This window comes from Aequorivita flava, from assembly GCF_038742595.1.
GTDB lineage: Bacteria > Bacteroidota > Bacteroidia > Flavobacteriales > Flavobacteriaceae > Aequorivita > Aequorivita marisscotiae.
This window is the reverse complement of record NZ_JBANCF010000003.1, coordinates 394,166-417,517: the sequence shown is the minus strand read 5'-3', so window position 1 is coordinate 417,517 and position 23,352 is coordinate 394,166. Positions and strand designations below refer to the sequence as shown.

21 protein-coding genes are annotated in these 23,352 nt (G+C 38.4%); 3 read left to right on the top strand and 18 right to left on the bottom strand.

What is annotated here, in order from left to right:
* The first annotated feature begins 26 nt into the window (after positions 1-26).
* Positions 27-1,412, top strand: coding sequence for a DUF5689 domain-containing protein (locus VZD24_RS06745; RefSeq protein ID WP_342686989.1), 1,386 nt, complete (start codon positions 27-29; stop codon positions 1,410-1,412).
* Between the two features lie 103 nt (positions 1,413-1,515).
* Positions 1,516-2,004, top strand: a complete 489-nt coding sequence (locus tag VZD24_RS06740) for a GNAT family N-acetyltransferase (RefSeq protein WP_342686990.1) — start codon at positions 1,516-1,518, stop codon at positions 2,002-2,004.
* Between the two features lie 73 nt (positions 2,005-2,077).
* On the opposite strand, the gene VZD24_RS06735 is transcribed toward VZD24_RS06740, so the two are convergent.
* Genes VZD24_RS06735 through VZD24_RS06725 form a run of 3 tightly spaced genes read right to left on the bottom strand, consistent with a single transcriptional unit; the run spans position 2,078 to position 8,329 of the window.
* The gene (locus VZD24_RS06735) at positions 2,078-3,970 is read right to left on the bottom strand and encodes an OmpA family protein (RefSeq protein WP_342686991.1); all 1,893 of its coding nucleotides are present in this window, start codon (positions 3,968-3,970) and stop codon (positions 2,078-2,080) included.
* Positions 3,971-3,993: 23 nt separating this feature from the next.
* On the bottom strand, positions 3,994-4,911 hold the full coding sequence (locus tag VZD24_RS06730) for a PorP/SprF family type IX secretion system membrane protein (RefSeq protein WP_279449407.1): 918 nt from the start codon (positions 4,909-4,911) through the stop codon (positions 3,994-3,996).
* Positions 4,912-4,948: 37 nt separating this feature from the next.
* A complete protein-coding gene (locus VZD24_RS06725) occupies positions 4,949-8,329 on the bottom strand; it encodes an NIDO-like domain-containing protein (protein ID WP_342688776.1) in 3,381 nt (1,126 codons plus the stop codon).
* 273 nt (positions 8,330-8,602) lie between these two features.
* Between VZD24_RS06725 and hflX the strand changes: the two genes are divergently transcribed.
* On the top strand, positions 8,603-9,814 hold the full coding sequence (gene hflX / locus VZD24_RS06720; protein WP_279449405.1) for a GTPase HflX: 1,212 nt from the start codon (positions 8,603-8,605) through the stop codon (positions 9,812-9,814).
* 80 nt (positions 9,815-9,894) lie between these two features.
* Here hflX and VZD24_RS06715 read toward each other — a convergent pair whose 3' ends face one another.
* The 15 genes from VZD24_RS06715 to VZD24_RS06645 all read right to left on the bottom strand — a co-directional run bounded on the left by VZD24_RS06715 (position 9,895) and on the right by VZD24_RS06645 (position 23,297).
* Positions 9,895-10,821 carry a DUF3078 domain-containing protein gene (locus VZD24_RS06715; RefSeq protein ID WP_342686993.1) on the bottom strand — a complete coding sequence of 309 codons (927 nt, stop codon included), beginning with the start codon at positions 10,819-10,821 and terminating at the stop codon, positions 9,895-9,897.
* 73 nt (positions 10,822-10,894) lie between these two features.
* A complete protein-coding gene (locus VZD24_RS06710; protein ID WP_279449403.1) occupies positions 10,895-11,398 on the bottom strand; it encodes a DUF2480 family protein in 504 nt (167 codons plus the stop codon).
* 31 nt (positions 11,399-11,429) lie between these two features.
* Positions 11,430-11,759, bottom strand: a complete 330-nt coding sequence (locus VZD24_RS06705; protein ID WP_279449402.1) for an SUF system Fe-S cluster assembly protein — start codon at positions 11,757-11,759, stop codon at positions 11,430-11,432.
* A gap of 4 nt (positions 11,760-11,763) precedes the next feature.
* Complete coding sequence (locus tag VZD24_RS06700) at positions 11,764-12,189, bottom strand: SufE family protein (protein WP_279449401.1); 426 nt, start codon at positions 12,187-12,189, stop codon at positions 11,764-11,766.
* A gap of 9 nt (positions 12,190-12,198) precedes the next feature.
* Complete coding sequence (locus VZD24_RS06695) at positions 12,199-12,639, bottom strand: META domain-containing protein (protein ID WP_279449400.1); 441 nt, start codon at positions 12,637-12,639, stop codon at positions 12,199-12,201.
* Positions 12,640-12,695: 56 nt separating this feature from the next.
* Positions 12,696-13,913 carry an aminotransferase class V-fold PLP-dependent enzyme gene (locus tag VZD24_RS06690; RefSeq protein WP_342686994.1) on the bottom strand — a complete coding sequence of 406 codons (1,218 nt, stop codon included), beginning with the start codon at positions 13,911-13,913 and terminating at the stop codon, positions 12,696-12,698.
* 90 nt (positions 13,914-14,003) lie between these two features.
* Positions 14,004-15,317: a Fe-S cluster assembly protein SufD gene (gene sufD / locus VZD24_RS06685; protein ID WP_279449398.1), complete on the bottom strand. Its 1,314-nt coding sequence runs from the start codon at positions 15,315-15,317 to the stop codon at positions 14,004-14,006.
* Between the two features lie 19 nt (positions 15,318-15,336).
* Positions 15,337-16,086, bottom strand: coding sequence for a Fe-S cluster assembly ATPase SufC (gene sufC / locus VZD24_RS06680; protein ID WP_279449397.1), 750 nt, complete (start codon positions 16,084-16,086; stop codon positions 15,337-15,339).
* Between the two features lies 1 nt (position 16,087).
* Positions 16,088-16,510, bottom strand: a complete 423-nt coding sequence (locus VZD24_RS06675; protein ID WP_342686995.1) for a hypothetical protein — start codon at positions 16,508-16,510, stop codon at positions 16,088-16,090.
* 76 nt (positions 16,511-16,586) lie between these two features.
* Positions 16,587-18,035 (bottom strand): Fe-S cluster assembly protein SufB, encoded by a 1,449-nt coding sequence (gene sufB / locus VZD24_RS06670; RefSeq protein WP_279450226.1) that lies wholly within the window; start codon positions 18,033-18,035, stop codon positions 16,587-16,589.
* Positions 18,036-18,049: 14 nt separating this feature from the next.
* Positions 18,050-18,379, bottom strand: coding sequence for a HesB/IscA family protein (locus VZD24_RS06665; RefSeq protein ID WP_279449395.1), 330 nt, complete (start codon positions 18,377-18,379; stop codon positions 18,050-18,052).
* A 153-nt stretch (positions 18,380-18,532) separates the two neighbouring features.
* Complete coding sequence (locus VZD24_RS06660) at positions 18,533-19,633, bottom strand: cytochrome-c peroxidase (RefSeq protein WP_342686996.1); 1,101 nt, start codon at positions 19,631-19,633, stop codon at positions 18,533-18,535.
* A 10-nt stretch (positions 19,634-19,643) separates the two neighbouring features.
* A complete protein-coding gene (locus tag VZD24_RS06655; RefSeq protein WP_342686997.1) occupies positions 19,644-20,480 on the bottom strand; it encodes an MbnP family protein in 837 nt (278 codons plus the stop codon).
* Between the two features lie 29 nt (positions 20,481-20,509).
* Positions 20,510-21,868 carry a hypothetical protein gene (locus VZD24_RS06650; RefSeq protein WP_342686998.1) on the bottom strand — a complete coding sequence of 453 codons (1,359 nt, stop codon included), beginning with the start codon at positions 21,866-21,868 and terminating at the stop codon, positions 20,510-20,512.
* 19 nt (positions 21,869-21,887) lie between these two features.
* Positions 21,888-23,297, bottom strand: coding sequence for a choice-of-anchor B family protein (locus VZD24_RS06645; RefSeq protein ID WP_342686999.1), 1,410 nt, complete (start codon positions 23,295-23,297; stop codon positions 21,888-21,890).
* Between the last annotated feature and the right edge of the window lie 55 nt (positions 23,298-23,352).

Genomic DNA, 23,352 nt, shown 5'->3' with positions numbered 1-23,352 from the left:
GTATAACGACATTAAATAGTACTACAATGAAAAATTTTAAAAATATAAAACAGCTCGTTTCCCTACTACTTTTAATTTGTGCCATTGCGGCTGCTTGCGTGCAGGACGACGATTATAAAATTCCCGATGTAAATGTTGAAGAGCCCAATGTAGTGGTGAATGAAAATATAATATCAATTAAAGAGCGTTACAGAGGGTACGAACCCAAAATAATTGAAGCCGGAGAAGGTTCAAATAGACCATTATATATTAAAGCTTATGTGGTGTCTAGCGATGAAACTGGTAATTTTTACAAAACTTTGGTAATTCAAGACTTTCCCGAAAATCCTACTGCCGGGGTGGCCATTTCAACAGATGCAACTAATTTGTACACTAAATTTGAACCGGGTCGAAAAATCTATTTTCGCGTAGACGGGTTATATATTGGTCAGTATGCCGATTTGCCCACAATTGGCACGCTTGATGAAGATGAAATAGGACGAATTAATATCGAAGATTTTGAAGAACGAATGCTTCGTTCAACCGAAACAGATTCGCTTATTCCACAAATAGTAACAATATCGGAAGCGGCAGATAATGATAACAATGCCGCACTTTTAAATACACTGGTAAAGTTTGAAGATGTTCAATTTCCCGATGGCCTCGCGGGGGTAGCACATTACGCAAATCCGGATAATACCTATGGAGTAAATCGCGATGTAGAAAATTGCGAAAGCGAATTAATTGCGCTGCGCACAAGTGGATTTGCAGATTTTAAAGGAATACTATTACCCGAAGGTAATGGTAGTTTAACGGCAGTTTTAAGTAGATTTAATAATGATGCACAACTATTTATTCGCGATTTGGACGATGTGCAAATGGATGGTGAACGCTGCAGTATGGGTGGCGGTACCGGTGGTGCTGTAATGTTGCCATTTAATGAGAATTTTGAAAATCAGCCTGCAGATGTTCCTGTAAATATTGAAGGGTGGATTAATAAAAATATCAATGATGGCGATGTTTTATTTAATGTAGAAGAATTCAATTCAAGTAAGTATGTGCAAGTTTCGGCTTATAACTCAAATGAAAACCCTTGTGAAGTTTGGCTCATCACCCCCGGATTAATTTTACCAACGGATACCTCGCCTACATTAACTTTTGAAACTAATGACGGCTTTTACAACGGCGACGGCTTATTTGTAAAAATCTCTACAGATTTTGAGAGTGATATTTCGGCAGCTACTTGGACCGATTTAAACGTTGAAATTTCCAGCGGCCATACAAGTGGATACGGTTCCGAATTTACACCTTCGGGCAACATTGATCTTTCCTCGTATGCTGGCCAAGTTGTGTATTTGGCTTTTCAATATTTGGGTGCGTCAAACGGAGTTTCTACTACCTATCAAATTGACACGATTTCGGTAGTGGAATAAATTGTGTTAATTATCTATTTTGAAATTACTGGCTAAAACCAAAAATTTTATTTTCGGTATAAAATAAATTAATAGATTTATTTTTACCAAAACAATAGCAAATATGAATTCTAAACGAATGCTATTTCGCCAGTATTCCGAAGGCGATTTTGACGATTATCTTAAATTGGTAAGCAATGCCGAGGTAATGAAAATGATAACAGGGTATGCGTTATCAAAAGAGGAGGCCAAAGATCGTTTCGACAAAATGTTGAAGATAAACCTTGAATCTCCAGAAATAGGTCATTTTAAAGTTATATGTGCAAAAGATGAAGCCTTCATGGGGCATTCAAAGTTAGTACTGACAGCAGAAGGTGAGGCCGAAATTGGATACGTGCTTATGCCCCAATATTGGGGTAAAGGTTTCGGCAACGAAATAGCCGAAACACTAACTAATCGGGGAAGAGAAGTTGAAAAGATTAGTACATTAATAGCTATTATTGATCCGGTAAATATCGCGTCGCAAAAAATTTTGAGCAATCAAGGATTTCAATTTGATTATAACGGCGAATACTTTGGTCTTCCTGCAACGTATTTTAAGTTGAAATTATAAAGAAAAAACCCTCACTGTATTTGATTGCTCAAATAAGCGAGGGTCATTTTCTGGTTGGTTACCAGTTAAAAATTTATTTCTTTACAACTATAAAATCTGAACGTCGGTTTTGCTGGTGTTGTGCCTCGGTGCAGTTTTCACCACAATTTACCGCAGGTCTGCTTTCGCCAAAACCTTCACCGCTAATTCGGTCTTTTGAAATTCCTTTCGAAATTACATATTGCACCGTGTTTTTTGCTCGTCTATCAGATAGATTCATATTGTAAGCGTCGGTGCCTCTGTTATCTGTGTGGCCTTCAACTTTAATAACCATTTCAGGATGCTTCTTCATTAATTGCACTAATTTATCCAACTCGAATGCTGCTTGGGGCTTTATGTTGTGCTTGTCAAAATCAAATAGAATTGGATTCAATTTAACCATTTCGCCTTCAACAATATCGTCAATTGGACGAAGTGCTATGCGTATATTTTTTTCTCCTTCTTTTGAAGAGGCCACGGTCTCGGCATTGCTTTCGTAACCTTCTTTAAAGGCTTGCACCACGTGTGCTTGATCGCAAGCTGCTGTAATTTTTGAAGTCCCGTTATTACTGGTAGTTTCGCTTTTTAATTTATTTTCAAGATTGTCAAACAAATCTAATTGGGCCCCGGAAATTGGTTCGTTGGTGGTAGCATCTACTACCAAAACATTGAGAATTACGTCGCAAATTTCTAACTTTTTAATTTTGTAAATATCATCGCTTCCCATTCCGCCAGCTCTGTTTGAAGATACATAACCTTCGTCTGTAGCTGGATTGTACGAATACGCAAAATCATCATCGCTAGAATTAACGCCAAGTCCGAGGTTTTTAACTTCGCCAAAGTTATTTCCATTAGCTTCTGCAGCAAAAACATCTAAGCCACCCATTCCTAAATGCCCATCACTGGCAAAATACAGGGTACCGTTTGAATCCACAAAAGGAAAACCTTCTCTGCCTTCGGTGTTTATGTTATCGCCTAAATTTACGGGTGTTCCAAAAGTTCCATCGGCAGCGATAGACACTTTATAAAGGTCTGCCTGGCCTTTTCCGCCGGGACGATCGCTAGTAAAGTACAGGGTGTTGCCATCTGGGCTCAACGCAGGGTGACTGGTAGAGTATTGTTTATCGTTAAAAGGTACAGGTTGTATATCTTTCCATTCCCCATTTACATTTTCGGCGTAATAAATATTTAATTCGCTTATGCCCGCCTCGCTCTTCTTGTATTTTCCATTGTAATAATCGTTTCTGTCAAAATACATGCGTTTGCCATCTGGGGTAATGGCTGCGGTGCTTTCGTGATATTTTGTGTTTACATCGCCTTTGAGCAGAACTTCATTTTTTTCAACATCGCCAACAATAGAAGCTTTGTAAATATCTAAAAAGGGCTCTTCGTTCCATCCATACTTTTTGCGAGTTGTATTTCTGGCAGATGTAAAATAGAAATCCTTTTCAATGGTTAACCCACCAAAATCTGAATATTCTGAGTTTAACGCCTCCAGATTTTTTGCTTCGTATTTTTGGCTGTTTTCATCGACAATTTTAGGAAGATAATCTGGATTTTTCATAAAAGCAATAGCGCGCGAATCGTTTGGTTTCATTTGAGCAAATTGCTTCATATAGGTGTTATAATCGCCAAACTTACCATTTGATTTTAGGGCTTGGGCATAATTATAAACCGTTTCAGAATCTACATCTTTTCTTTTTACTACTCTTTTGTAGTAGGTTTCAGCCTTTTTTGTATCGTTAATATAAAAATAGCTATTCCCCAATCGTTCGAAAACGTAGGTACTTCCCTCGCCTTTTTTAAGTAGTTTTCCATAAGCCTCTGCAGCGTCTACATATTGTAAACGATCGTAATATTGATCGGCTTTTTTCGTTTTACTATTTTGAGCGGTCACCATGGAAGTACTTACCGCTAGGAGTAAAAATATTGTATATATTTTGTTCATCTTAAATGAATTTTTTATAGTTATTAGAAGAATCTTGGGGAACGTAAAACACGTGGCTTAAAGTACAGATCGAAGGTTAGCACCACTTCGTGCGATGCTGGACCAACGGTTTTAAGGTCTGAAGTTACGTGGTCATAAGCATATCCAATGCGTATATTGGGATTAATTTGAAACCCAACCAAGCCACTGAATGAATCGTCCAATCTGTACGATGCTCCAAGTTCAAACTTATCATAAAATAGTGCGTTTAAGTTTCCGTCGTAAGAAACTGGTGCATCAAAAGCAGATTTAACCATCACTGAAGGTTTCAACTTAAAGTTTTCTGAAACCTGAAAAACGTATCCCGCAGTTGCAAAATAGTGGTTAGTTTCTGAACCGTATTTAATTCCGTTTTCGTCTAAGTGAACAGATTTCAGCATATTTGGAACAGATAAACCTACATAAAAATTATCGCCATACAGAAATGCTCCGGCTCCAATATTGGGATAGGTGTTTTTAATGTCTTGGCTAAAAAATGGATCATTCGGGTCTTGCAGCTCTAAAGTTGAAAGACCAACTTCGTGAAATGATGCACCCGCTTTTAATCCCAAAGCCAGTTTTACCGTACTTGCTACTTGCAGGGTGTACGAGAAATCTGCGTAAACATTTGTTTCGCTCACGGGGCCTAATTCGTCTTTAATGGCAGAAAGCCCCAGACCTATTTTGTCGCTAATTGGCTTATGCGCCGAAAATGTAAAGGTAACGGGGTTATCGTCCATCCCGGACCATTGGTTTCGGTATAACGCTGTGAGGGAAAGGCTTTCCTTTGACCCAGCATAAGCAGGGTTTACAACGTTCATATTGTACATGTATTGGGTGTATTGAGGGTCTTGCTGCGCTTGTGTTTCTTGAAAGAGCATCACCGCCATCAATACAATAAGGATATATATATGTTTTTTCATTTTTATCTATTTGATAGTTAAAAAGTATTTATGGGTTTTAGTTAGCTTCTTGGTTAAGATAAATCCAGCCCGTTGCTTGCGGACCGTAAACAGCATCGTTACCAGCAAGATCAATTACGTAAAAATATGTTCCGGAAGGTAAGTCGTTCCCGTCTTGGGTTTGGCCGCTCCATTGGTTTATGTAATTGTTCTGTTCAAAAACAAGAGCGCCCAATCTATTAAAGATTTGCAGTTTACTGATACCTGTTCTATCATTTAAGAAAGTTAAATCTAAGGTGTCGTTATAACCGTCGCCATTTGGAGATAACCCTTCAGAAATAACGCATTGGCCTACATCATATAAAGTGATGTCTATTGAATCTTCGCCAGAACATCCTCCAACTGTAATTACAACGGAATAGGTTTGAGTTCCCATCGTTCCCGCTTCAATACTAAAATTTAAAGTACTGTTTGTTTCATTAGCTAATAAGGTACCGTTTAAATACCATTGAAAGGTTGCACCTTCTTCCGAAGTAGTTGCCGTTAACGTTTCTGGTTGATTAGGGCACGTTTGGAAATTTGCACCAAGCGCAACCTCCAAATCGTCCCGAATACTTACAACTATTGAATCTTCGCCACTACAGCTCCCTACCGTTACTACGACAGTGTATTCTCCTGCTTGCGATATGGATAAGGTTTGGTTATTTTCTCCAGCAAGTAAGATTCCGTCTAAATACCACTCGTAAGTTGCATTTTGTGGGTCGCCATCTACTTGGGCAGTAAGAATAGTATCCGATTCAAAACAGGTTGAGAAATCATCACCTAAGTTTACCATAACTGGATCTGAAATAATAATATCAATACTATCAGATACCACGCAAGGACCCACAGTTATCTCTAACGTGTAGGTTCCGCTTTCGCTAACGGTAATAGTGGGTGTTGTTTCGCCAGTACTCCAGAGATACGTAATTCCTGAGGTATTTCCTGTAATTACTGGAACTATTTCAAAAGAAGAACCGTTACATAAAACTTGGTCTGAACCTAAATCAAGCACTGGAGGTTCGTTCACTATTACGTTTATTACAAACGTTTGTTCACTACACGGAGGATAGCTAACAGTAACATTGTATGTGCCAGCATCTGTTGGCGTATAAGTAGCATCTGTAGATACTGTGTTTCCATTTTCATCAGTCCATTCATAAGTCACTAAAGTTAGATCAATACCAGGATCTGAAGGAGTGGCATCTAGAACTGGAAAATCGTCTCCAACACAAAGTTGCACTTCTGATGGCAGATTTCCTGACAGATCAAAAATGGGATTTACAATTAGTTGGAATGAAACCGTGCTAAAACATGTAGGTTCGTTGGCTTTTTCAACTCTAACATATATAGTTTCTGGGTTAGAAACATTGGTATAAGCAGATGGGTTTGTAATTGCGTTTTGGTTCGCTTCAGATTCAAACTGTGATAGATGAAATGAAGTATTAAAAAGTGCAGGGTCTTGGCCATTTAAAATAATGCTTATTTGATCTTCCAAATTAAATACTTCCGTTTCATCGCCATTTTCATCACACGCACTCAAGTCTGGCGGGGTAACTATTTCCGGTTGTAGGTTTTGAAGACTCAGCGTAATATCGTCAATAGCTAAATCATTTCCGCAGCCACCAATAGAGTTATTAATAAGTACGAGCTGCACATCTGTATTGTTACCCGTATTAAATACAATGGCAAATTCTTGCCAGTTAGGCTCAGGACCATTTGGAATATCACCTGTATTTGTTTCGGCTATTAGATTGCCTGAAGGGTCTTCTATTCTAAAAATAACGTTTGAAGGAATTCCAGAGCCACTACAAATACCAGTATCTGTATCGTAAACAGTTGTAATCCATGCGTTAAACGTGTATTCAATGTTTTGGTTTAAAGTTATGGTTCTTCTGTAAAACTCATCGGGATCAAATGAAGCATTTACAAAAAGCATTCTTCCATCTACATCACCTTCAGTATGATCTTCCATATCTGGAAACCATCCTGTATTTAATCCTGCAGAAGTATTTGAAATCGTGTACTCGCCATCATCTACTTGAGTAGTTCCGTTGAAGGTATAATTAGTATAAGGTGTAGAGACTCTACCAGTGCCTGTACCAAAATTTTCTTCAAAGTCTACACCTTCACAAATAGGTTCTATAGTACAGTTAGGACTGGAAAGAAAAAGAATGTTTACACTATCTGTTACTACGCAGGAGCCTTTGGTTATTTCGAGGGTGTAAGTCCCGGAAGTCGTTACCGTAATAGTTGGTGTGGTCTCGCCTCCAGGGCTCCATAAATATGTAGCTCCTGTGGTGTCTCCTGTTATTTCTGGAATTATTTCGTAAGAAGGTGTATCGCAGAAGCTTAAATCTGGGCCCAACTCTAAAGTAATGTTTCCGGAGGCAGTGGTAACTACTACCTCATCAGTTTCAGTAATAATATCGCCATTACAATTTGTGTAAACAGCTTGTGCGGTATAGGTAGTTGTAGGATCTGTTGGGCACACATTTATTGTACGGTCTGTACCAATAACGGTTCCACTTGAATCTAACCAAGAAAACACCACATTTGATGCTCCATTTGGCGTAAATCGCCATGCTTCATCTGTTGCTAACCAGTCGCCGGTGTTTCTTCCCGGCGGGGTATACCCTTGGGTTCCGTTTTGGTTTTGGATTCCCACTACTGCATTTCCGTCATTCCAGGAACAACCATCTGGTCTATCCTGAATATAAACTTCTACCACATTTGTAGTTTCATATATTACAACTTGAGATGTTAGTTCAAGACCTGTACAAGCAGATCCGAAGTAAGGAATGCCAGGAAAATTAACCACCATTGTTCTACAAGGTGCATCGCCAAATACAGCCCAATTTATTTGGCCTGAGCCACCAACAGATGGGTCTACATCCATATACGGCCCAAAAATGGCTGTAAAAAATAAGTTAGGATCCGGTATAGATTCGTCAAAAGACCAACTGCAATAACTGCCGGGTGAATTGCTCGCCAAATCGAAAGAGATTACGGCGTTAGAGCCAATTACCATTTGAGTATATGTTTGTCCAAAAAAACAAAAATCAAAGGGTAGTTGGATGGCCGGAGACCAAACATCGTCTGTATTTACAGAAACCGGTGTTCCGCCTGTAAATGGGAATGGAGGGTCATACGGTATTGAAGTCACTTGGTAACTAGTGGTCTCTCCAGTGTCTAAATAACTTGCCGTAAGATCTGTACATGGTTCGCCGCAGTCTAGCTCAACATCTTCTCCCGCATAAACATTAGGGCAACCAGGACCTTGCGCAAATGCTGAGACAGAAATAAATAAAAATGAAAAGAGTAGAAAGGAGTGTGGTTTAAAGCTGTTTTTCAATAAATGCTTACAACTTTTTGAATAGAGGAGTAATTTTTTATTCATAAGTTTAGATGAGTAATTAATATGGTTTTATCCGTTAACTTTTTTTTAACAGCGAAATATAATAAAATTCAAAATTAAAATCCTTGAAAAATGGAATTTACTTAGCCTTCCATCACACTTTTTCTCAATGCTATGCTAATTCACCTTAATTTCCGTGATTTACACATCTTTTTTTTAAAGTTATACTACGGATTAGCAAAATGATGTTAATTGCTTGTAAACTACAAATTACTCTTGCTATCTGTTTTGTACATTTGTGCCATAATTATTTTTATGATAGAGCAAGTAGATATTTCATATGAAAAAACAGTTTTAATTGGTCTGATTACAAAATTTCAGGACGAAGTAAAATCTGAAGAATACCTCGACGAACTAGAATTTCTGGCTTATACCGCGGGTGGTGAAGTTTTAAAACGCTTCACCCAAAAAATAGATGTACCCAATCCCAAAACCTTTATAGGTACCGGAAAATTAGAGGAGGTGAAAAATTTTGTAGATGAAAACGATATAAGTGTCGCTATTTTTGACGACGAGCTTTCACCAGCCCAGCAAAAGAATATTGAAAAAATTCTTCAATGTAAAATTATTGATCGTACAAATTTAATTCTCGATATATTCGCCCAACGCGCGCAAACGAGCTATGCCCGCACCCAAGTAGAACTTGCTCAATACCAGTATTTATTACCGCGGCTAGCTGGTATGTGGACTCACTTAGAACGCCAACGCGGTGGTATTGGAATGCGCGGCCCCGGTGAAACAGAAATTGAAACAGACAGACGTATTGTTCGCGATAGAATAGCCTTATTAAAGGAAAAATTGAAAAAAATTGATCGCCAAATGGACGTACAGCGCGGCAATCGTGGTTCGCTGGTTCGAGTGGCATTGGTAGGCTATACAAATGTGGGAAAGTCCACATTAATGAACGTCCTTAGCAAAAGTGATGTTTTTGCCGAAAATAAACTTTTTGCAACGCTAGATACTACAGTGCGAAAAGTGGTAATTGGCAATCTGCCATTTTTGCTTACAGATACGGTTGGTTTTATCAGAAAATTACCTACCCAATTAGTAGAGTCGTTTAAAAGCACGTTGGACGAAGTGCGCGAAGCAGATTTGCTATTGCACATAGTTGATATTAGTCATCCTTCTTTTGAACATCATATAGATTCTGTAGATAAAATTTTAGAAGAAATTGAAAGCGCAGATAAACCCACAATCATGGTTTTCAATAAAATTGATGTTTACAATCCCGAAGAAATTGAAGAAGACGATCTAATAACCGAAAAGACCAAAGCGCATTACACTTTAGAAGAATGGAAACAAACCTGGATGGCCAAACTAAATGGGGACGCTATCTTTATTTCGGCATTGAATAAAGAAAATTTCAGCCAATTTCGAAAATTGGTTTATGAAAAGGTGAAAGAAATTCATACCACGCGCTTTCCGTATAATAATTTTCTTTACAACGAATACTCAGAGGAAGAATAATAGCTTTTTTTTATAGAGACGTAAAAAAAGCTCCCAATTTTAAATAAGGGAGCTTTTTATTTTTGTATAATGTTTAATTTCTAAAATCCGTAAGACAATCCAACGCCCAAAGTTTCACGTATTTGGAAACCTTGTACCGCATTATCGTCATAAATGGCTTGCAAAGTTACATTAGTCGAAATATATTTATTCACCTTCATTACAAGATTAAATGTATAATCTACATCTACATTTTGAGGATCTTCAAGATAATTTGAATAGAGGTTTAAAATATTTTCTGCGGAAATATTAGCCATAATATTAAATTTGGCGTACGCCGAAACAGAAGCTCCAAACTCGAAGCGGCTGCTTTCATTAGCATCTACACCAAAATATTTATTTGCATTGTAAGCATCCAAAGCGCCAGGAACCGATTCATCCACGGTTGTAAAATCTTTATCAACAAGGATGAATTTAACTGTTGCAGGAGATATGTTTACGAACAGATTGTCACTTTTTTTCCAAAGCATACCAGGGCCAAACTGAATATAGGCGGGTGATAAAATGTGTGTGGTTTCGGTGCGGTACCCTTCGTCTTCTGGACTAAGATCGCTGTTAAATTCATACCCTTTTGCGAATTGCGTTTTAAAGTTAAAAAACAATGAATAATACCAATTGCTTTCTTTAACCTGTTGCCCTAAAATAGAGTTCAACTCCAAGCGATCGTTGGTTTTTCGGGAGTATTTGTCGTCTTTGTTTTTAGTGATTCCGTATTCGCCAATTAATCGGTTGTTCCAGCTAAGTTTGTCGTGCTTATAATTGAAATCGTACGTTAATGAAAGGTTTCCAGAATAATTAGAAGTTCCGCCACCAGTCCATTCCGCATTAAAAGCTGCTTGATTAAATAATAGCGAAATGTTCCCCGCACGTGTCCAGCCATTTGGCACTGTATCTTTCGGAGCTTCTTGTTGGGCAAGCAATGCCAATGGTGCAGCAAAAAGAACTGCCAGAAGTAAAATTTTTTTCATCTTAATTTATGATATATTGTTTCTGCAAAAATACTAAGCTTTTATAGGAGTTGGCACAAATACGAAAATTAATCTATCTTCTTTTATAAAGTGGTACCGAAGAACAGGCCTCGCCGTACATAATGCTTTTTGCCACAGGCTGAAGTTTTTGGGCCAAAAGTACATACGCATTCTGCGGAATGGGTTTGTGGGCGCAACCTTTAATAATTACGGGTTTGTCTGTGTATTCTGAAACATCTAAATTTTGAAGCAGTTCCGCAAAAAGAATGCTTTCCAATTCTTCCAAGCTTCCAACAGTAACTTTAGCAGCAAAAGGAGCTAAATGAAGTGATAAAAGTAAATACGCCCATCCGGGAACTATGGCATCTGTACTGCAATATAGCGCTACGTATTTGTCCTGATATTGCGACCAATCGTAATTATTAGCCCTATCCCTGAAATCACTTTCTCGAAGTACGATACCTTCCAACAACCATTGTGAAATATCAAAAGCAATTCGTTCACCTTTTGGATATACGTCTTCAAGGTTAAAGGTTGCCAATTTGCTATTCGCTACGCGATTTACTATTTCGTTCACAGTTAAAATACTTTTAATTTAGAAAGCGTGTTTACAACATTCCTAGTTCTAGTTTTGCTTCATCGCTCATTAATTCCTGCGTCCATGGTGGGTCGAAGGTTATTTCTACTTCGGCGTCTGTAATATTTTTCATCGACTTTACTTTTTCTTCCACTTCCATCGGTAAGCTTTCTGCTACGGGGCAATTTGGAGTGGTAAGAGTCATCAAAATTTTTACTTCGCGATCTTCATTAATAAAAACATCATAAATAAGTCCCAATTCATAAATATCTACCGGTATTTCTGGATCGTAAATAGTTTTAATTACGGCTATTATTTTTTCGCCTAATTCGGCCATGTCTATTTCTGTATCTGCTTCCATCTGTTTAATTATTTACTTGTGTTTGGTATGCCAGGGCATACATTTTCATTTGTTTTATCATTGAAACCAAGCCGTTTGCTCGCGTGGGCGAAAGATGTTCTTTCAGCCCAATTTCGTCTATAAAATCGGTATTGGCATCGAGAATAGCTTGTGGATTTTGGTTTGAAAATACGCGCACTAAAACCGCAATTATTCCCTTTGTTATTATGGCATCGCTATCTGCTGTAAATATTACATTGCCGTCTTTTATTTCGGAATTGAGCCAGACTTTACTCTGGCAACCTTTAATAAGCTTTTCGTCGGTTTTTAAATCCTCATCAATTAGCGGAAGCGATTTACCCAAATCTATCATATATTCGTATCGCTGCATCCAATCGTCGAACATTGAAAACTCGTCTATTAACTCTTCCTGTATTTCTTCAATCGTCATAATTCACTTTTAATTATTTGCGTCTTTCTTCGCGCTCAGGAGTACACTTCTGTCCGTTTTAGAAAATAATGTGAGCACGCCGTTTTCTATGGTAAAAGAGCCTGTATTGTTAAGCGCATCTAAAAAATCTCGTTCGGTTTTCATTATTTCTTTTTCCGCACAAAATTTTTCGCTTACCGCAAGATTTCCAAAATCAATTGTATAAAGGTCAATGGTGTATGTGCCAAAAACCGAATTGCAACCCGTGGTTCCTCGGAACGAGTTGTCTAACGCAGACATTGTAAACGTCGGGTTTGTGCTAACGTTTAGCTTTTTACCTTGAATTGCGGTAACCGTATAACTGCCCGTAAGTTGAACGCTTCCGGCTACATCAATTACTTTTTTAGTTTCATCGCAACTTATAAAAAATATTGAAAAGATTAAAATCGAAAATGTGGCAATTGTTTTCATAGTTTTTATTTTAAAAATTGAACATCAAAGTTCAAGTTTTAGCATTAAGCTTTGGGCTAACTTAACATCATTTTAGCTTTTTTTACCGCTTTTACTAACGCATCTACTTCATCTAAAGTATTGTAAAATGCAAAGGAAGCGCGTACCGTGCCCGGAATTTTATAATAATCCATTATGGGCTGTGCACAATGATGACCAGTGCGGACGGCAATACCGAGTTTATCAACGATTGTTCCAATATCATAGGGATGGATTCCCTCGATATTGAAAGATACAACCGAAGTTTTATCGGGTCCGGTGCCGTAAATTTTTAATCCTTCAATTTTTAAAAGTTCTTCGGTTGCGTACAACAACAGCTCGGTTTCGTGTTTTTCGATAGCGTTAAAACCTATCTGGTTAAGATAGTCTATAGCTGCGCCAAAGGCTATTCCACCGCAAATATTGGGTGTTCCAGCTTCAAATTTATGAGGCAAGCCAGCATAGGTGGTTTTTTCAAAAGTAACTTCCGCAATCATTTCGCCACCACCTTGGTATGGCGGTAGTTTGTTGCCCCATTCCTCTTTTATATACAATATACCTACGCCGGTTGGTCCGCACATTTTATGGGCCGATGTAACGTAGAAATCTACATTGAGTTTTTGAAGATCGGGTTTAATATGCGAACAAGATTGTGCGCCGTCAACAAGTACAGCAGCTCCCACTTGGTGTGCTTTTTCAATAATTTTTTCAATCGGGTTTATAGTTCCCAATGCATTTGAAATATGATTTACAAATACAAGCTTCGTTTTATTGGTAAGCAATTTTTCATATTCTGAAAAAATTAAAACGCCATCCTCATTCATCGGGATTACCTTTAAAATGGCGCCTGTTTTTTCACAAAGCATTTGCCAAGGCACAATATTGCTGTGATGCTCCAATGCCGAAACGATAATTTCGTCACCCTTTTTTAATATTTCAGAAAAGCCGCTTGCAACTAAGTTTATTCCGTGGGTTGTTCCTGCGGTAAAAATGATTTCGTGGGCTTCTTTTGCTTTAAAATGCGCTTGTAATTTATGGCGAGCTGCTTCGTAAGCATCTGTAGCTTCTTGCGATAGTGTGTGTACGCCACGGTGAATGTTTGCATTGTAATTGCTGTAATAATCTACAATACAATCTATAACTTGTTGTGGTTTTTGCGAAGTTGCAGCATTGTCCAAATACACTAACGGATAACCGTTTACCTTTCGGGAAAGGATGGGAAAATCGTCACGTATTTTTTGGATGTTAAAAGACATTTTGAGTTTTTTTGAATTTGAAATTCGGGATGAAGTTTACCACGAATACACGAATTAATTATATTTTCATTCGTGTATTCGCAGTGGATTTTAAAGCTCAAACCCCAAACTCACTCCAATTTTATTGGCGATAAGCTTGTTGATTCGCGATTTCAATTCTGGAATTTTTACACTTTCCAAAACGGTGTTTGCGAAAGCGTACATCAATAGGGCGCGCGATTCCTTTATGCCAATTCCTCTGCTTCTAAGGTAAAATAAGGCTTCTTCATCAAACTGGCCAATGGTACATCCGTGCGAACATTTTACATCGTCGGCAAAAATTTCCAATTGTGGTTTTGCGTTTATCGTGGCCTTATCATCAATTAAAATATTGTTGTTCTGTTGAAAAGCATCGGTTTTTTGTGCATCTTTTTCAACAATTATCTTTCCGTTAAAAACACCGGTAGACGATTCGGCAAACAACCCTTTATAATCTTGGTGACTTTCGCAATTAGGCGCTATATGGTGTACCAATGTGTTGTGATCTACGTGTTGCTTTCCTTCAAGAATAGTAACTCCTTTTAACGTGGAATCGCAATTTTCGCCTTTTTGATAAAAGTTGAGGTTGTTGCGAACTAAATTTCCACCAAAAGCAAAAGTGTGCACGCGGCAAACGGTATCGCGTTGTTGCGAAATGTAAGTGTTGTCAATTAACGAAGCAGAAGCTTCGTCATTTTGGATTTTATAAAAATCTACATATGCGCGTTTCTCGGCAAAAATTTCGGTAACCGAATTGGTTAAAACCGCATTATTAGAAAGACTCTGATGGCGCTCAATAATCTGAACGTGGGCATTTTCGCCAACCACAATTAAGTTTCGGGGCTGAAGAAACATTGCAGCTTCATTTCCCGTTGAGAAATTGATAATTTCAATCGGTTTTTCAACCTCTTTATGTGCTGGGATATGAATATAAGCACCTTCTTTGGTGAATGCTGTATTTAACGCCGTTAAGCTTTCGCTTTTTGCGGCTTTATTAAAATACGCCTCAATTACGGCTTTGTATTTACTTTTGTTTAAAGCAGCGGACATTAAACAAACATCCAGTGTATCGTGGGTAGTTTCAGATAAAAATGAACTGTAAACACCATCTACAAATACAAGTTTGTAGGTATCTATTTCGTGAAGAAAATACTTGCGTACATTTTTAAGCTCCACATTGCGTTCCTTGGTTGAATATACGCTGTAGTCTGGTTTTAACAACGAATTGAGGGAAGTGTATTTCCAGTCTTCATCTTTTTTTGAAGGAAATCCTTTTTCCTCAAAAATTTTAATGGCGTTATTTCGTACATCGTGCAGGGGTGAGTCAAACTCAAGGTAATCTTCGAGCCCGATGTAAGATGATAATAATTTGTCTTTAAAACTCATATTTTTTAATTCAGAATCTTTAAACTAATTCTTCTTTAATCCAGTCGTATCCTTTTTCTTCTAGCTCGTAAGCAAGTTCCTTGGTGCCGGATTTTACTATTTTTCCATCCATGATTACGTGTACGAAATCTGGAATTATATAATCTAACAAACGTTGGTAGTGAGTAATTACTATCACGGCGTTATCTTCACTTTTTAGGGTGTTAACACCTTTGGCAACTACTTTTAATGCGTCAATATCCAATCCAGAATCGGTTTCGTCAAGAATTGCGAGTTTTGGATCTAGCATTGCCATTTGGAAAATCTCGTTGCGTTTTTTTTCACCTCCAGAAAAACCTTCGTTTAAGGATCGGGAAAGAAACTTGCGGTCAATTTCTAGCAAATCTGCTTTTTCCTTTATCATCTTTAACATTTCAGAAGCTGGCATATCTTTTTGTCCTTTAGATTTGCGCGTTTCGTTAATAGCTGTTTTGATGAAATTTGTTACCGAAACACCTGGAATCTCAACAGGGTATTGAAACGAGAGGAAGATACCTTTGTGCGCTCTTTCCTCTGGATCTAATTCTGAAATATCCTGATTTTCAAAAGTTATGTAGCCTCTTGTAACGTCAAATTCTTCTTTGCCTGCAACTACAGATGCCAAGGTACTTTTTCCCGAGCCATTTGGGCCCATTATGGCGTGTACTTCGCCTGCTTTTACTTCTAAGTTAATACCTTGTAGTATATCTTTTCCTTCAAGTCCGGCGTGTAAATCTTTTATTTTTAACATGTTAATTGTTCTTTGCTGATTCTTCAAATTTTATATCTGCTTCCGAAGGTTTATCACTCACCCTCAAAATTTCATTAATTGTTATTACCTCTTCCCACTCACTGTCGGTATCGGTATTTTTAGATACGGTGCCCCTAACTATTACGTTTACCATATCAAAATCGTTTTGTTTAACGGCGGCAACTTGTTTAGAAAGTTGGTCTGAAATTTCGTTGCGTTTTACACCGTAAATAAAATTGGTTCCCATTAAAACTACGGCGCCGTTAGAATCTATATAATCTCCATTGTAGGCTTTAAAATTTTCTGGGTTTGTCGCTGCGTTTTCGGTGGCTATTTCTTCTGTAGCCACGTTTTTTTCTTCTGAATTTTTACAAGAAAAAACCGCTGCCGAAAGCATTAGCATCAAAAAGATTTTTTTCATCATAAAACGATAATTTAAGTTATTAAATAGTGAGAATGTTTCCCTAGTTTATTTGGAATTATAGCCCATAAACTCAAGGTTATCCTACCGATCCTTCTAGGCTTATTTCCAATAATTTTTGTGCTTCTACGGCAAATTCCATAGGGAGCTTATTTAATACTTCTTTACTAAAACCGTTTACAATTAGTGCAATTGCTTTTTCGGTATCAATTCCACGTTGGTTACAATAGAAAATTTGGTCTTCTCCAATTTTACTGGTTGTTGCTTCGTGTTCTATTTGGGCGGTTTTGTTTTTTGCTTCAATGTAGGGGAAAGTATGTGCGCCACAACTGTTGCCCATTAATAGGGAATCGCACTGCGAAAAATTACGTGCATTGTCGGCATTGGGTAAAATTTTAACCAATCCGCGGTAACTGTTCTGCGATTTTCCGGCCGAAATACCTTTTGAAATTATGGTACTTCGAGTGTTTTTCCCGAGGTGAATCATTTTGGTACCCGTATCGGCTTGCTGAAAATCGTTTGTAACTGCAATGGAGTAAAACTCACCGATAGAATTGTCGCCTTTTAATACACAACTTGGGTATTTCCAGGTTACGGCACTTCCTGTTTCTACTTGTGTCCAGGAAATTTTAGCATTCTTTTCGCATAAACCTCTTTTGGTTACGAAGTTGTAAACACCGCCTTTACCATTTTTATCGCCCGGAAACCAGTTTTGTACTGTAGAGTATTTTATTTCGGCATCGTCTAATGCTATTAACTCAACTACCGCCGCGTGCAATTGGTTTTCGTCGCGACTTGGTGCGGTACAACCTTCCAGATAACTCACGTAACTTCCTTCATCTGCAATAACTAGGGTTCGCTCAAATTGGCCAGTTCCTGCTTGGTTTATTCTGAAATATGTAGAAAGTTCCATTGGGCAACGAACACCTTTTGGAATATAGCAAAAAGATCCATCGCTAAACACCGCGCTATTTAATGCTGCATAAAAATTATCGCGCTGCGGAACTACCGTTCCCAAATATTTTTTGACTAATTCGGGATGTTCTTTTATTGCTTCAGAAATAGGACAGAAAATAATTCCTTTTTCAGCCAATGTTTTTTGAAATGTAGTTGCTACCGAAACAGAGTCCATAACAATATCTACAGCAACTCCGGCAAGTTTTTTCTGCTCATCTAACGAAATTCCGAGTCTTTTAAAAGTGTCTAGAAGTTCGGGGTCTACCTCGTCAATACTGTTGTATTTGGGTTTTTTATTTGGAGCGGAATAATACGAAATAGCTTGAAAATCTGGCTTTTCGTAATGTACGTTTGCCCAATCGGGTTCTATCATTTTTTCCCAGGCACGAAAAGCCTCCAAACGCCACTCGGTCATCCACTCGGGCTCTTCTTTCTTTTTTGAAATAGCGCGTACTACATCTTCGTTCAATCCCACGGGGAAGGTATCAGACTCAATATCGGTATAGAAACCATATTCGTATTCTTTGGTTTCCAGTTCTTTTTTTAAATCGTCTTCGGTATATTTATTCATCTTCATAAAATGTTTTAGAGTGAAAAAGATTCACCACAGCCACAGGTGCGATTGGCATTGGGGTTGTTAAACACGAATCCTTTTCCGTTAAGGCCTCCGCTGTACTCAAGCGTGGTTCCTACTAAATATAAAAAGCTTTTTTTGTCTATGGCTATTTTTACTTGATCTTCTTCAAAAAGTTTATCGTTTTCGCCTATGGTATGATCAAATTTTAATTCGTAGCTCAAGCCAGAACAGCCACCGCTTTTAACGCCAACGCGCACAAAATCGTTTGCAATATTGAAGCCTTCTTCAGCCATCAATTGTGCAATTTTTGCTTTGGCACCTTCACTTATTTTAACCATATATAGATTAATTCTAAATTAGAGGGCAAATATACATCAAATGGAACTTTTAACCATACGGAAGCGGGAATTTAAAACTATGGCACAATAGTTTTAAACAATTATTAACACATTGGTTTTTATCGTGTTTTTGAAACCTAAAATTAGTTCGATTTAATTGGGATCCTGAAAATTTGGATTGGTGAGAAAGGAAGGGTCGGAAAGCGAGAGCAGGAATGCTTTTAGGTCTGCTTTGTCGGCTTCGGATAAGTGAACGCCGCCACGCGATACGGCTTTCATAAGAGGGTCTATGGTTCGGGAGTAAACCAAACCTTCGCTATAATGGTTAATAACTTCGTCTAAAGTTGCAAAGCGACCGTCGTGCATATAGGGTGCTGTATAGGCGAGATTACGAAGGGAGGGCGATTTAAAAAGGCCATCGTCGTTGGGGTCGCCAGTTACGTTGCCCAGTCCTTTGTCTGTAATTATAGCATCCAGCCCATTGTTATGAAATATATTGTCCGTCCATAAGGGGCTGTTTTCATTTCCGTGGCAGTGAAAGCAATCTCCACGCGCTTCGTCCATAAAAATATCAAAGCCGTTTAATTCTTGCTGCGTTAAACTGCCTTCGCCTAAAAGATATTTGTCAAATGGCGAATTGGCAGATATCAATGTTCTTTCAAACTGGGCAATGGCCTTGGCGGCCAATTCTTTGGTAATGGTTTTAGTTCCAAATGCTTTATTAAAAAGTTCTGGGTATTGACTGTGGTCTTGTAAACTACCAACGGCATTTTCCCACGTATTGTGCATTTCTACCGGATTGGTTACAGGTTCCAGTGCTTGGACTTCAATACTTAAGGCGCGTCCGTCCCAAAAAAAATGATTGTCTCTATTCCATGCCAGATTAAAAATTGGCATCGAATTTCGCTCGCCTTCCAAACCGTCTATTCCCACACTAAAGCGCGTATTATCTGTAAAGGCATTGGCGGGTTTGTGACATGAAGCACAAGCCTGGGTATTATTTCCTGAAAGGATGGGATCGAAAAATAATTTGCGCCCTAAGGCTATACCTTCTTCGGTTTGTGGATTGTCTGCTGGAATAAAAGGAGGTGGTAAAAGGCGTTCAAGAATGGTGGGAATAGTTAAAGGCTTTGGGGTGGGGGTGTATTGTTCGGTAACTTCTTCCGGGGTTGAATCGTTTGAAGAACAGCCAACTACAATCAATACTGCTAAAGCACCGATTATAAATTGAAATTGTTTTAATTTACAAACCATTCGTTATTTTTTATTGTGAAATAACACCAATACTAAATACGCTACCTCCGTTTTTCTGCATATCTTTTTGTGCACCATAATTCATCATTAAATTTGTGCTACGATCGTTTAACTCCCACGTAACTGGGTTTTTAAACCATTCTGAAATATCCATTTTTATTTCAATGGTAGCATCGTCTGTAATTGTGAAGTTTTTGTCGAAATTAAAGGCGATGAAATTCTGTTCAAAAACACCGTCACTCACGCGTGCAGTTCCGTTGTGAAAATTGAAAGGTTGTGAAATTCCTGCAACATCTTCAAATTTGCCATCCATCTGCATAAAATGGTAACCACCGCCTAAATTGGTTGGCCAATTCCAATCGGCATCGTTTAAATCGCGATATGCGCCACTAATATTATCGGCTTCATTAAAACCGTATATAAAGGTTATTCCGGTATATTCTCCAGTAATTATAGAATTGGCCGGTGAAAGTGTTAACGAACTTAAATTTGAAAGATCTACTAAATTGTATTCGTCAAAATTAACGGTAGTGCCATCTGCTTTTTTTAATACGATACGCGAAATTAAATAACGAAGTCTCGAGATTTTTATCAAGTTTCCCGCTTCATTTAAAAATTCTGTGGTGTTCAAATCTGCTTCGGTAACTGGGTTTCCGGACCAATTTTGGGTAAAGAGAATGGTTGCATTTTTTTCGTAAATACAGGAGCCGTCATCTGTATTTGCGGCAGAATTATAGTTAAGCGAATTGGCATCCATACAGCCAAGTACTTCGGCGGGAGGATCGTCATTGGTGCTGCAACCAATGGTTACAAGCATTATTAGCAATAAGATAGCGTTTATTTTCATATTTATAGAAAACGTGCTTTTAGGCACTATTATTTCAGTTTAATCATTAAAAAGTCTTTAGAACCTTTGTTTAAAGGTATGTCTAAATCATTGCTTTCGCTATTTCCGACAACCACAATTTTATTGTCTGTGGTTTCAATTGCTTCCGAAGCAAACTCGATGTTGGATCCGCCAATGCTGTTTTGAAATTTTAAATTTCCATCTTTATCAATAATAAATACCCATACGTCATTCAGGCCGTTGTTTTCCTGTAAATCGCCATCTGAACTTCGGCTGTGGCCACTTAAAATATAATCGCCGTTGTTGCGCAGCACAATACTGTGAGCGGTATCGAACAGGGAGCCGCCATATGATTTTTGCCATATTTTACTACCATTGTCGTCAAATTTAACTAACCAGGCATCGGCATTGCCACGTGGGTTGGTAACATCTTGATCGCTACTGCGGGAATCGCCTACCATGATATAGTTACCATCGTCGGTTTTAACGGAAGCGTAGGAGTTATCTATTTCATCTCCGCCAAAGGATTTGGTCCAAAGCAAGGTGCCATCTGCTGTTAAACGCACAGCCCAATAGTCGTAACTGCCTTTTGGATCTGTTTTATCGAAATCGTCACTTTCTGAAGTTCCCGTCATTAAAAATCCGCCATCTGCCGTTTCTAAGGCATCGTAGCTACGATCGTTATTGCTGCCGCCAAAATAACGCCTCCAACTGGTAGATCCGTTTGCATTTAGCTTAATCCCCCAATATTCTCCAACGCCGTGTTTTGCACCTTTCTGGAAATCGTTTCCGGCGCCACCGCTTGCTGATACATCAAAATACCCAGTAATAAAATATCCCCCGTCTGAAGTTTGAAAAGCTTTAAAAGCTTGATCGCTACCGGAAAAGCCAAAAGTTTTTTCCCACATTATAGTACCGCTGGCGTTAATTTTAACAATCCAATAATCTTGGAACCCTGCGTTAAAATTTATATCGCCATCGCTACTGGAGGTATAACCGGTAAGTAAAAAGCCGCCATCATTTGTTTTTGTAATTCGTGCAGCATTTTCGTCATCACTGCCACCGTAGGTTTTACTCCAAATAATAGTTCCTTCCTTAGAAACCTTTAAAAGCCAGAAATCGCTATCGTTGCCAGATCTGTCTGTAATGTCGCCATCAGAACTTCGGGTGGTGCCTAGGATTAGATAACTGCCGTCTGCTGCTTCTACAACAGAGACAGCTTCGTCTATTCCGCTCCCCCCGTAGGTTTTTATAAGTTCTACTTCTACACTTATTTCAGGTTCTGGCTCGGTCTGGGGGCCATCATCTTTTCCGCAGGAAGAAACTAAAAGTGAAAAGGAAAGCGAAAGAATTGCAACGTTTAATCTACTCAATTTACTATTTGGCATAAAGGGGAAACTCAATTTTTTAGTCTATCAACAATCGTTTTGTTGTGGTGGCATTTATTTTCATTATATACATTCCAGCTTGAAATTTTGAAATGTCGATACTTTCAGAAAGACTATTAGCAACGGTTAAGTGCATTACTTTCTGACCCAATACATTGTATATTTCAATTTTATGAATTGGATCTTCTTTGGATGAAACGGTAACACGCTCTGTTGCAGGATTTGGTGCGATGGCAAAAGCAGCGATGTTATTATCTGAAACGCTTAAAAGCGGATCTTTTACAATAAACAATCCTCTATTTATGTCGCTAATAACAATATTGCCACTGGCAAAATAAGGATATACGCTCCAAGCGCCGTCAAAACGGGCCGAATTACTCGTGGGATACGTGTCGAAAAACTTGGTTTCAACGAAATTTTCGTTATCCAAGTCACTAATATCAAACACTCTTAAACCAGCTCTGTAGCTAGACAGATAAAATTCATTTCCTTTTACATACCCGTTGTGATCTATTGCCTCGACAGCAGCTTCGTATTCAAAATGAACTACTGGATTATCTAAGTCGCTCACGTCAAAAATGATTGTTCTAGTGTTAAATCCGAAATTAGCTTCGTCTAATTCGTCTCCAATAATAAAGTAGCGTTTATCGTCAGTTAGCCATCCTTGGTGTGTATAGTCAATGCTTCCGTAGAACCCAACTGAAATTCCAACAGGATTGTTTTTATCTGTTACATCTACAATTGAAATTCTATCTTCGTTACTTCCGAATAAAATTTCGCGACCTGTGTAATCTGCATCAGGGCCGTCGTACATTACAACTTGTGCGTCATGGCAATAATTGTCGTCACTAAAACCGCCGGCTCCCATTGGGTTTAGTGGGTCTTGAATATTAACAAAATGGGGTCCTCCGCCAAATGTGCTTGTGCCCACTGCGTAAGCAAAACCAGTTTCTTCATTAATTACAATATTGTGAGCATTGCCAAAACCATTGTAATGAGCATCTTCAGTAAAAGTTTCTGGAGCGTTGGTAACGTTGCGTAGCCTTGTTAAGTCAAAAACCTGCATTCCGTGTCCGTTGGCTTCACTTACAATAAAAGCATGGTCGTTGTACACTTTAATATCTCTCCAAGTACTTGAGCTACTGTGGGTAGGTAATTTGCCTAAATATAATGGGTTAATGGGGTCTGTAATGTCAACAAAAGCGGTGCCATTGCCCAAGCCCATTATAGCATATTCTCGACCATCTTGCGGATCGGTCCAACCCCAAGAATCATTTCCTTTATCAGTGCTAAAGGTGGCGAGGCTAATACGCGACTGTAAGTCTAATCCGTTACACGGGTACTGGCCAGCCATACCATTAATACAAGGTGTTTGGGCTACTGCGATTATACTAAGAAATAGTGCAATAAAGGGTACTAATTTTTTCATCGGTTTGTTTTGTAAAATTAAAAGTGGGGCTAAATGTAAACATATTCTGAGTTTT

Excerpts from the sequence above, each read along its gene's own strand:
- VZD24_RS06745 (WP_342686989.1), top strand. The coding sequence starts at position 27 with ATGAAAAATTTTAAAAATATAAAACAGCTCGTTTCCCTACTACTTTTA.
- VZD24_RS06740 (WP_342686990.1), top strand. The coding sequence starts at position 1,516 with ATGAATTCTAAACGAATGCTATTTCGCCAGTATTCCGAAGGCGATTTT.
- VZD24_RS06735 (WP_342686991.1), bottom strand. The coding sequence starts at position 3,970 with ATGAACAAAATATATACAATATTTTTACTCCTAGCGGTAAGTACTTCC.
- VZD24_RS06730 (WP_279449407.1), bottom strand. The coding sequence starts at position 4,911 with ATGAAAAAACATATATATATCCTTATTGTATTGATGGCGGTGATGCTC.
- VZD24_RS06725 (WP_342688776.1), bottom strand. The coding sequence starts at position 8,329 with ATGAATAAAAAATTACTCCTCTATTCAAAAAGTTGTAAGCATTTATTG.
- hflX (WP_279449405.1), top strand. The coding sequence starts at position 8,603 with ATGATAGAGCAAGTAGATATTTCATATGAAAAAACAGTTTTAATTGGT.
- VZD24_RS06715 (WP_342686993.1), bottom strand. The coding sequence starts at position 10,821 with ATGAAAAAAATTTTACTTCTGGCAGTTCTTTTTGCTGCACCATTGGCA.
- VZD24_RS06705 (WP_279449402.1), bottom strand. The coding sequence starts at position 11,759 with ATGGAAGCAGATACAGAAATAGACATGGCCGAATTAGGCGAAAAAATA.
- VZD24_RS06700 (WP_279449401.1), bottom strand. The coding sequence starts at position 12,189 with ATGACGATTGAAGAAATACAGGAAGAGTTAATAGACGAGTTTTCAATG.
- VZD24_RS06695 (WP_279449400.1), bottom strand. The coding sequence starts at position 12,639 with ATGAAAACAATTGCCACATTTTCGATTTTAATCTTTTCAATATTTTTT.
- VZD24_RS06690 (WP_342686994.1), bottom strand. The coding sequence starts at position 13,913 with ATGTCTTTTAACATCCAAAAAATACGTGACGATTTTCCCATCCTTTCC.
- sufD (WP_279449398.1), bottom strand. The coding sequence starts at position 15,317 with ATGAGTTTTAAAGACAAATTATTATCATCTTACATCGGGCTCGAAGAT.
- sufC (WP_279449397.1), bottom strand. The coding sequence starts at position 16,086 with ATGTTAAAAATAAAAGATTTACACGCCGGACTTGAAGGAAAAGATATA.
- VZD24_RS06675 (WP_342686995.1), bottom strand. The coding sequence starts at position 16,510 with ATGATGAAAAAAATCTTTTTGATGCTAATGCTTTCGGCAGCGGTTTTT.
- sufB (WP_279450226.1), bottom strand. The coding sequence starts at position 18,035 with ATGAATAAATATACCGAAGACGATTTAAAAAAAGAACTGGAAACCAAA.
- VZD24_RS06665 (WP_279449395.1), bottom strand. The coding sequence starts at position 18,379 with ATGGTTAAAATAAGTGAAGGTGCCAAAGCAAAAATTGCACAATTGATG.
- VZD24_RS06660 (WP_342686996.1), bottom strand. The coding sequence starts at position 19,633 with ATGGTTTGTAAATTAAAACAATTTCAATTTATAATCGGTGCTTTAGCA.
- VZD24_RS06655 (WP_342686997.1), bottom strand. The coding sequence starts at position 20,480 with ATGAAAATAAACGCTATCTTATTGCTAATAATGCTTGTAACCATTGGT.
- VZD24_RS06650 (WP_342686998.1), bottom strand. The coding sequence starts at position 21,868 with ATGCCAAATAGTAAATTGAGTAGATTAAACGTTGCAATTCTTTCGCTT.
- VZD24_RS06645 (WP_342686999.1), bottom strand. The coding sequence starts at position 23,297 with ATGAAAAAATTAGTACCCTTTATTGCACTATTTCTTAGTATAATCGCA.